The organism is Bradyrhizobium sp. 62 (assembly GCF_023073035.1).
Taxonomy (GTDB): Bacteria; Pseudomonadota; Alphaproteobacteria; order Rhizobiales; family Xanthobacteraceae; genus Bradyrhizobium.
Genome location: NZ_JADPIT010000015.1, coordinates 285,850 through 295,437, shown reverse-complemented (window position 1 = coordinate 295,437; position 9,588 = coordinate 285,850). Strand labels below are relative to the sequence as shown.

The 9,588-nt window shown below is 64.2% G+C and carries 8 protein-coding genes; 3 read left to right on the top strand and 5 right to left on the bottom strand.

The features are described 5' to 3' along the window. Positions 1-53: 53 nt before the first annotated feature. Entirely contained in the window at positions 54-1,826 is a 1,773-nt protein-coding gene (gene aspS, locus IVB47_RS11765; protein ID WP_247461710.1) for an aspartate--tRNA ligase, read from the bottom strand. A gap of 194 nt (positions 1,827-2,020) precedes the next feature. Between aspS and IVB47_RS11760 the strand changes: the two genes are divergently transcribed. Then, complete coding sequence (locus IVB47_RS11760; protein ID WP_247461708.1) at positions 2,021-3,496, top strand: protein adenylyltransferase SelO; 1,476 nt, start codon at positions 2,021-2,023, stop codon at positions 3,494-3,496. A gap of 86 nt (positions 3,497-3,582) precedes the next feature. On the opposite strand, the gene IVB47_RS11755 is transcribed toward IVB47_RS11760, so the two are convergent. Beyond that, entirely contained in the window at positions 3,583-4,572 is a 990-nt protein-coding gene (locus IVB47_RS11755) for a zinc-dependent alcohol dehydrogenase family protein (RefSeq protein ID WP_247461706.1), read from the bottom strand. Between the two features lie 104 nt (positions 4,573-4,676). Here IVB47_RS11755 and IVB47_RS11750 point away from each other — a divergent pair, with 104 nt between their 5' ends. Further along, positions 4,677-5,576, top strand: coding sequence for a LysR family transcriptional regulator (locus IVB47_RS11750; protein ID WP_247461704.1), 900 nt, complete (start codon positions 4,677-4,679; stop codon positions 5,574-5,576). Between the two features lie 373 nt (positions 5,577-5,949). Then, complete coding sequence (gene rnd, locus IVB47_RS11745) at positions 5,950-7,101, top strand: ribonuclease D (RefSeq protein ID WP_007591909.1); 1,152 nt, start codon at positions 5,950-5,952, stop codon at positions 7,099-7,101. Positions 7,102-7,275: 174 nt separating this feature from the next. Here the strand turns inward: rnd and IVB47_RS11740 are convergent, their stop codons facing one another. From IVB47_RS11740 to IVB47_RS11730, 3 genes are all read right to left on the bottom strand, one after another. Then, positions 7,276-8,658 (bottom strand): aspartate aminotransferase family protein, encoded by a 1,383-nt coding sequence (locus IVB47_RS11740; protein WP_027569703.1) that lies wholly within the window; start codon positions 8,656-8,658, stop codon positions 7,276-7,278. 158 nt (positions 8,659-8,816) lie between these two features. After that, entirely contained in the window at positions 8,817-8,987 is a 171-nt protein-coding gene (locus IVB47_RS11735) for a hypothetical protein (protein ID WP_007609402.1), read from the bottom strand. 30 nt (positions 8,988-9,017) lie between these two features. Then, positions 9,018-9,581, bottom strand: a complete 564-nt coding sequence (locus IVB47_RS11730; protein ID WP_247461702.1) for an isochorismatase family protein — start codon at positions 9,579-9,581, stop codon at positions 9,018-9,020. Between the last annotated feature and the right edge of the window lie 7 nt (positions 9,582-9,588).

The window sequence follows — 9,588 nt, the reverse complement described above, 5'->3', positions numbered from 1 at the left end:
GCGGAAAGATTCTGGATTGCTTCGCTACTCGCAATGACGCCGTGGAGACAGCCTCACTTCTGCGGCAGATTCACCTTCACATGCAGCTCGCGGAGCTGCTTGGGGCTGGGCTCCGACGGCGCGCCCATCAGGAGGTCCATGGCCTGCTGGTTCATCGGGAACAGCGAGATCTCGCGCAGATTGTTGGTGCCGCACAAGAGCATGACGATGCGGTCGACGCCGGCGGCCATGCCGCCATGCGGCGGGGCGCCGTACTGGAAGGCACGGTACATGCCGCCGAAGCGATCGACGACTTCCTGTTCGCCATAGCCGGCGATCTCGAACGCCTTCACCATCGCTTCCGGCACGTGGTTGCGGATACCGCCCGAGGCGATCTCGTAGCCGTTGCAGGTAATGTCGTACTGGAATGCCTTGATGGTCAGCGGATCCTGGCCCTTCAAGGCATCGAGACCGCCCTGCGGCATTGAGAAGGGATTGTGCGAGAAGTCGACCTTCTTGTCTTCCTCATTGTACTCGTACATCGGGAAGTCGACGATCCAGGCCAGCTCGAACCGCTCCTTGTCGGTGAGGTTCAGGTCCTCGCCGACCTTGTTGCGGGCCAACCCTGAAAACTTCCAGAACTTGTCGGGATCGCCGGCGACGAAGAACGCGGCATCGCCTTCCTTCACGCCGATCTGGGCGCGGATCGCGGCGGTGCGCTCAGCGCCGATGTTGTTGGCAAGCGGACCGGCACCTTCGCCGCCCTCGCGCCACATGATGTAGCCGAGGCCGGGCTGGCCCTCGCCCTGCGCCCATGAATTCATGCGATCGCAGAAGGCGCGAGAACCGCCACCCGGCGCCGGGATCGCCCAGACCTGGTTCTTGGGGTCCTCCAACATCCGCGCGAACACCTTGAAGCCGGAGCCACGGAAGTGTTCGGAGACGTCCTGCATCTCGATCGGATTGCGCAGGTCCGGCTTGTCCGAGCCGTATTTGCGCAGCGCCTCGGCAAACGGAATCCGGCGCCAGCCCTTGGTCACCGGCTTGCCCTTGGCGAACTCCTCGAATACGCCCGTGATGACAGGCTCCATCGCGGCGAAGACGTCTTCCTGCGTGACAAAGCTCATCTCGACGTCGAGCTGGTAGAACTCGCCCGGCAGACGATCCGCGCGCGGGTCCTCGTCGCGGAAGCAGGGCGCGATCTGGAAGTAGCGGTCGAAGCCCGACATCATCAAGAGCTGCTTGTACTGCTGCGGCGCCTGCGGCAGCGCGTAGAACTTGCCGGGATGGATGCGCGACGGCACCAGGAAGTCGCGCGCGCCCTCCGGCGAGGATGCGGTCAGGATCGGCGTGTTGAACTCGAAGAAGCCCTGCCCCTCCATCCGCCTGCGCATCGACTTGATGATTTCGACGCGCGTCATGATGTTCTGGTGCAGCTTCTCGCGACGCAAATCGAGGAAGCGGTACTTCAGGCGGATGTCCTCGGGATATTCCTGGTCGCCGAACACCGGCAGCGGTAGATCGCCGGCAGGTCCCAGCACTTCGATCTCGCTGACATAGATCTCGATCTTGCCGGTGGGCAAATCATCATTGTCGGTGCCTTCGGGGCGGCGACGGACCTTGCCGTCCATCTTGACCACGAATTCCGAGCGCAGCTTCTCGGCCTGCGAGAACGCCGGCGAGTCCGGATCGACTACGCACTGGGTCAGGCCGTAATGGTCGCGCAGGTCGATGAACAGCACGCCGCCATGGTCGCGAACGCGATGGACCCAGCCTGAAAGGCGGACCGTCTCGCCGATGTTGCTCTCGCGGAGCGCGCCGCATGTATGTGACCGGTAGCGATGCATGGTCGTCCCAAAATGATGTCTGAGGATCGAATCGGACGGCCTGAAACGACCGGTCCGAAGTTGCGGCAGGGTTTACCCGACGAGGCCCCAAGCGGCAACCAAGGGAACGCCCTGTTTTCGGCTGGAAGTGCCCCTTTTTGCCCAATCCGGGCTCAAGCCTTTGCCATCCGGCGTTCCACGCCTATCTTGAGGCCATGACAGTCCATTTCCCGTTCCAGAACTCCTATTCGGCGCTGCCGGACAGCTTTTTCGCCCGTGTCGCACCGACGCCGGTGGCGGCGCCCCGGCTCATCAAGCTGAACAGGCCGCTGGCGGTCCAGCTCGGGCTCGATCCAGATGTGCTGGAGACCCCTGAGGGCGCCGAAATCCTGGCGGGCAAAACGGTTCCCGCCGGCGCCGATCCGATCGCCATGGCCTATGCCGGCCACCAGTTCGGGCAATTCGTACCGCAGCTGGGCGACGGAAGGGCGGTGCTGCTCGGCGAGGTCATCGACAAGGACGGCATCCGCCGCGACATCCAGCTCAAGGGCTCGGGTCCCACTCCGTTCTCCCGCCGCGGCGACGGCCGTGCCGCGCTCGGGCCGGTGCTGCGCGAATACATCGTCAGCGAAGCGATGTTCGCGCTCGGCATTCCGACCACGCGCTCACTCGCTGCCGTCGTCACCGGCGAGCACGTCATCCGCGAGACCGCGCTGCCAGGCGCGGTGCTGACCCGCGTCGCCTCGAGCCACATCCGCGTCGGGACCTTCCAGTTCTTCGCCGTTCGCCGCGACACCGATGCCATTCGCCGGCTCGCCGACCATGTCATCGCGAGGCACTATCCGGAGCTGCTCGGCGCCGCGCGCCCCTACCACGCACTGCTGTCCGGCGTCGTCGCGCGCCAGGCCGATCTCGTCGCACGCTGGCTGCTGGTCGGTTTCATCCATGGCGTGATGAACACCGACAACTCATCGATATCAGGCGAGACCATCGATTACGGTCCGTGCGCTTTCATGGATTCCTACAATCCGGCGCAGGTGTTTTCCTCGATCGACGAGATGGGCCGCTACGCCTATGCCAACCAGCCGCGCATCGCGCTGTGGAATCTGACCCGGCTGGCCGAATGCCTGCTGCCGCTGTTCTCCGACGATCAGGAAAAGGCGGTCGCCGATGCCCAGGACATTCTCGGCGCCTTCTCCGAGACGTTCAGCGACGCCTATCAGGCGGGTCTACGCAAGAAGGTCGGCCTGTTCACGGAGCGCGACGGCGACGATGCGCTGATCCAGGACCTGCTCGACGCCATGGCGAAGAACCAGGCCGACTTCACCCTCACCTTCCGCAAGCTCGGTGACGCAGCTGGCAATCCGGCAGCCGACGATGCACGCGCCCAGTTCATGGACCCCGCCGCCTTCGACGAGTGGGCCAGGCGCTGGCACGAGCGCACGGCCCTGGAGCCGCAGAGCGCAGCCGAACGGCAAGCCGCCATGCACGCCGTCAACCCGATCTTCATCCCGCGCAACCACCGCATCGAGGCCGTGATCCAGGCCGCGGTCAACGATAACAACTACGCGCCATTCGAGAAATTGGTGAAGGTGCTGGCAAAGCCGTTCGATGACCAGCCAGACTACGCCGCCTACGCCGATCCCCCGCTGCCGGACCAGCGGGTGCTGCAGACGTTCTGCGGGACGTGAGGCGAGCTCGGTGCGCAGGGTGGAGGAGCCGAAGGCGTAATCCGTGATGCGGGTGCGGAAATCGTTTGTCCAGAACGATCGTTCGCTCAGATCGTCACCACGATTTTGCCGAACTGCTCGTTTGACTCCAGAAAGTGATGGGCCTCGACGATCTCGTCAAAGCGAAACGTTTTGGCGATGATCGGACGCAAGGCACCACCCGAAAGCCCATCGAGGATGAACGCCTTCGCCTTCGCAACCCGCGTGGGGTCGCGGATGATCTCGTGCACGAGATAGCCGCGCAGCGTCAGGCTCTTGGTCAGGACGTTGACCAGCGGAAATGGCGTCGGCTCGGGGCTCAGGCCGCCATATTCGATGAGAACGCCACCCGGCGACATCGCGGCGGTGAGCGGCTCAAATATCGGGCCGCCGACCGCGTCGAACACCACGCGGACGCCGTTTGAGCCGACAATGTCCTCCAGGCGCGACCCGATGTCCTCTTCCACCGAGGCGATGACGTCGGCAGCGCCAGCATCGCGCAAGGCTTGCCGCTTGATCGAGGTTCGCGTCACTGCAATCGGCATCGCACCAATCCGGTTCGCGATCTGAATCGCTGCAAGCCCGACACTGCTCGACGCCGCCGTAATAACGACTGCCTCCCCTCGCTTTAGCCCAGCAATATCGACCAGAGCACCGAACGCCGTCAGATATTGCATCCATACCGCGGCCGCCGCGTCGAAGCCGAGCTCGGGCGGGTGCTTCACAACGAACTCCGCCGGAAACGTGACGAGCTCGCCATAGGCCGGCCATCGCACCATCGACACGGGCGGCACGATGCTGACGACCTCGCCCGGCGAGAAGCCGCTCACGCCTTCGCCGATCGCCTCGACGATGCCGGCGGCCTCGAGACCAAGGCCGGACGGAAAGGTCGCGGTCTCGATATAGGTCCCCGCTCGCAAGAGCGCTTCCGCGCGATTGAGCCCGAGGGCCTTGACCCTGATCTGCACCTCGCACCTTCCTGGTGGCGCGACGTCAACGGTCTCGATGCGCAGCACCTCGGGGCCACCATGTCTGTGGAAGCGAACGACGCGCGCCATGGAACACACTCCAAAACAATTGAATTGAATGGAGCTATGCCAACCGCAGGGCAGCGGATAAAGCGATCAAACGGCCAAACGGTCGAAACCAGGAGTTTGCAATTATGGACCGCCTGACCAGCATGGCCGTCTTCGTCAAGGCGGTTGACGTGGGTTCGTTCGCCGCTGCCGCCGATGCGCTCGAAATGTCGGGGCCAATGGTCGGCAAGCACGTTCGCTTCCTCGAACAACGCTTGGGCGTCCGCCTCCTCAACCGCACCACACGGCGCCAGAGCCTGACCGAGACAGGCCAAGCCTATTACGAGCGCTGCCGCACTTTGCTCGCCGAAGCCGAGGCCGCCGATGCCGTCGCTTCCGACGAATTGTCCGAACCGCGTGGCCGGCTTCGCGTGACCATGCCCGCCCTGCTGGGCCGGCACTGCATCGCCCCCTTGCTGATGAAGCTCGCGCGACGATATCCCCATCTGGAGCTCGATCTCTCGTTCGGCGACCCGATCGCTGACATCATCGAGGCCCGCTATGATCTTGCGATCCGGACCGGCGATCTAAACGATCAATCCGGCCTGATGACGCGGCGCATCGCAAGCCAGCGCATGGTGGTGTGCGGTTCGCGCTCCTATCTGCGCGCCAACGGCAAGCCGAAATCGCTCGACGATCTCGCCGCACACCAAGCGATCATCTATCGCCGCTCCGGACGCGTCCGGCCGTGGCTGTTTCCCCGCGAAGGCCAGCCTCCGAGCGAAATCATGCCAGCGGGAAGGCTCAGGCTCGACGATCTCGACGCGATTGCGGACGCCGCTACACAGGGGATGGGACTGGCCTGGCTGCCATACTGGCTGGTCCGCGAACGCCTACGCGCCGGTACGCTCATCAATCTGTTGAGCGGTCAGCCGGGATTTCTCTACGACTGCCACGCGCTCTGGCCCCGCTCGCCCCGGATGCCGCCGAAAGTTCGCGCCGCCGTGGACGCCCTGGCGGCCGTCCTGCCGAAGCTCATGACGTGACGCCGGATGCCGCGGCGCTGCATCGCATGGTGCCCCCGTTAACCCCGCGTCCACCATCCGGCCCAGCCCGCCGCCGGTAACCACGAGAATTAACAGACCCTCAATTCCCCCCGGACAAGTTTAGCAATGTTGCTGGGGGATATTGCCGTGGATCTGTTGGTTTTCGAGTTCCTGGGGCTGGCGCTGGTCGCCATGTGCGTGGTCGTGGTGGCACTGCCCTGCGCGCGCAAACCCTCCCGGCGGGTCCGCTACGAATAGGATTTTCGTCGGAAAATGCGATTCCGGCCCAAATGCAAGGCTCGAATTCGCTTCGAGCCCCTTGACATCACAGCGCTTTCGGCAGAACGGCTGATGGACTTGTCATGGGCCGTTCATGGATCTGATTACCACCACCGCTGACCTTGCGGCTGCCTGCAGCCGGCTGGCCAAGCACCCCGTCATTACCGTCGATACCGAGTTCCTGCGCGAGACCACCTATTACCCGCTGCTGTGCGTGGTGCAGATGGCCAGCGCCGAGGAAGCGATCGTCATCGACACCCTGGCCGCGGGCATCGACCTCAAGCCGTTCTTCGAGCTGATGGCCAATGAGGCCGTGCTGAAGGTGTTCCACGCCGCCCGGCAGGACATCGAGATCATCTGGCATCAGGCGGGCATCATCCCGCACCCCGTGTTCGACACCCAGGTCGCGGCCATGGTGCTCGGCTACGGCGACAGCATCGCCTACGACGCGCTGGTCGAGAAGGTCACCGGGCACCGCCCGGACAAGACTCATCGCTTCACCGACTGGTCGCGCCGGCCGCTGACGAAGGAGCAGATGCACTACGCCGTGTCCGACGTCACGCATCTGCGCGACGTGTTCGCAGCGCTCGATGCCGACCTCAAGAAGCGCCGGCGCAGCGAATGGGTCTCGATCGAGATGGAGGTCCTGACCTCGCCCAAGACCTACGACTTCCACCCCGAGCGCGCCTGGGAACGGCTCAAGACGCGGGTGCGCAAGCCCAAGGACCTCGCAGTCCTGATGGAGGTCGCCGCCTGGCGCGAGCAGGAGGCGCAGAGCCGCGACGTGCCGCGCGGCCGCGTGCTGCGCGACGAGGCCGTCAGCGACATCGCCACCCACGCGCCGAATACGATCGAGAAGCTCGCAAACCTGCGCTCGGTACCGAAGGGTTTTGAGAAATCCAAATGGGGCGCCGATATCGTCGCCGCGGTCGAGCGCGGGCTGGCGCGGGATCACGCCACGCTGCCGAAGCTGGAAAAGCCGCGCAACAACAACAATGGCGCCGCGATCGTCGAGCTGTTGAAGGTGCTGCTGCGCATGACCGCGGAGCGCCACGCGGTCGCTAGCAAGGTGATTGCAACCGTCGACGATCTCGAGGAGATCGCGGCCGACGACGAGGCCGACGTGCCGGCGCTACGCGGCTGGCGCCGCGAGCTGTTCGGCGAGGCCGCACTGAAACTGAAGCGCGGCGAGCTGGCGCTGGCGGTGGAGAAAGGCCGCGTGATCGGGGTTCAGCGGGCGGAATAGGCCGCCAACCCTCCGCAACGTCGTCCCCATTACTCCATGCAAGAGTTTGGCGAAGACTCGTCGTTCGGGACTACTACCACCCGTCTCGCTAGATCGCGCGGTATGGGTCCTGGCTTTCGCCAGGAGGACACCGAGAGTGTGGTGAGACGCTCCGCTCGCGTTGAAACGCTTCCCTTACGCCGGCGTCAGCTTCGCCACTTCCGGCTTCATGTCGTCCAGCACACCTGAAATCGCCGCAACCAGCTCGTCGATCTGGGCCTTGGTGACGATCAGCGGCGGGCAGATGGCGATGGCGTCGAGCATGTTGCGCGAAATCACGCCGCGCTCCTGCAGCATGCGGCTGGCCATGCCGCCGACGGCGCCCGGCGTTGCCGCTGCAGTCTTGCGCGCCTTGTCCAGCACCAGTTCGATCGCAGCGATCATGCCGACACCGCGGACCTCGCCGACCAGCGGATGGCTGGTGAGTTCACGCAGCTTGCCTTGCATGTAGCCACCGAGTTCGGCGGCATGCGCAACGAGGCCCCGCTCCTCGATGATTTTCAAATTCTCCAGCGCAATCGCCGACCCGACCGGATGGCCGCCCGCGGTGAAGCCGTGGCCGAGCACGCCGATCTTGTTGCTCTCATCGGCGATCGGCTCGAACATGCGATCGTTCATCATGATGGCCGACAGCGGGAAATAGCTCGAGGTGATCTGCTTGGAGACCACGATCGCGTCGGGCTTGATGCCGTAGGTTTCGCAACCGAACATCTTGCCGGTGCGGCCGAAGCCGCAGATGACCTCGTCGGCAACCAACAGGATGTCATACTTGTTCAGCACCTTCTGGATCTTGTCCCAATAGGTCGCCGGCGGCACGATGACGCCGCCCGCGCCCATCACCGGCTCGCCGAAGAACGCCGCGATCGTGTCCGGGCCTTCCTTCTGGATCAGCGCATCGAGCTCCTCGGCCCGCCGCGTCGCGAAGGCTTCCTCGCTCTCCCCGGGCGCGCCGTCCTTGTAGAAATGCGGCGAACCCGTGTGCAGGATGTTCGGGAGCGGCAAGTCGAAAGAGCGGTGGTTGTTCGGCAGCCCGGTGAGGCTGGCGGACGCAATCGTGACGCCGTGATAGGCGCGCATCCGGCTGATCACCTTCTTGCGCTGTGGCTGGCCGAGCGCATTGGAGCGATAGGCAATCAACTTCAGAACGGTGTCGTTGGCCTCCGAGCCGGAGTTGGTGAAGAAGACCTTGCTCATCGGCACCGGCGACAGCGCTACCAGCTTCTCGGCGAGATCAATCGAGGGCCCGTGCGATTTGGCGGAGAAGGTGTGATAGAACGGCAGCGCCTGCATCTGCTTGTGCGCGGCTTCGACCAGCCGCTTCTCGTTGAAGCCGAGCCCGACGCTCCACAGGCCTGCCATCGCCTCGAAATAGCGCTTGCCCGAGGCGTCGAACACGTAAGGGCCCTCGCCGCGTTCGATCACCAGGGGACCGGCCTGCTGATGGGCGCGCGCGTTGGTGTAGGGATGGAGCTGATAGGCCACATCCCGGGCCTCTTGCGAATTGGGCAACATGGACATTTGCAGGCATCCTTGAAAGCGTCACGTCGCCGGCGCGGCCAGCGTCATCACTCGATGATCCAGCTCCTTGGCTATTGCCACCGCGCAAAACTTGCAACGTCAATTCGTCGGCAGCAAGCGCTCAGCAGCGTTGCACAAAGCCGCACATCGGGCAGCTGTCACGCCGCGCCGTCGTCATTTCCATCGCTATCGGCGGCAGCGGCCTCCCGCACCTCCACCAGCGCCATCGAGAGCAGATACACCGTCGTGGGCAGACCAAGACGGCGCGCCGCCTCGGCGGCACGCGACAGGTCGCTTGCCAGCTCCTCGAGCTGATCTCCCCGTGACAATGTCCCACTCCATCCGTCGATCGCGGCCGCCTACACCGCAACGGCGCCGCTGGTTCTGATCAGTTCGGCGCTGGACTGGATTGTAGCAAAATTCCCGATCACATTCACTACCGCATGCTTGTAGGCGGCAGCATCGCCTGTCCCCGGCTGCCGGCAGGCCACCGCGTCAGTTACCACCTGGAAGCGATGACTGCGGTGAAACCCGTCAATAGCGGTGGCCAGGACAGTTTCGTCCAGGGAAAAGCCCGCGAGCACGCAACGGACATTGCGGATATTGGACATGTAGTCCACAAAACGCGCCGAACTGTAGGCCGACGGCAGCGGATGCTCGAACGTCATTTCTCCCGGCCGCGGCTTCGCCTCCGCGATCCAATCGGTCAGCTTGGATGCCGGATTGAACCAGGCCGCCTGCGCGATGCGCTTCAGATGCATCACCGGCCAGAGATTGTCGCGCCAGAACGTCAACAGTTCCACGCAGCGCGCTGTCGCGGCGTCGCCATCGAGGATGACGTGGCGACGTCCGGGGGTCAGATATTCGACCTGGAGATCCGCGCAGACCAGGATCGGCGGATCGTCGGTGATGGAAACCAGCATGTTTTTG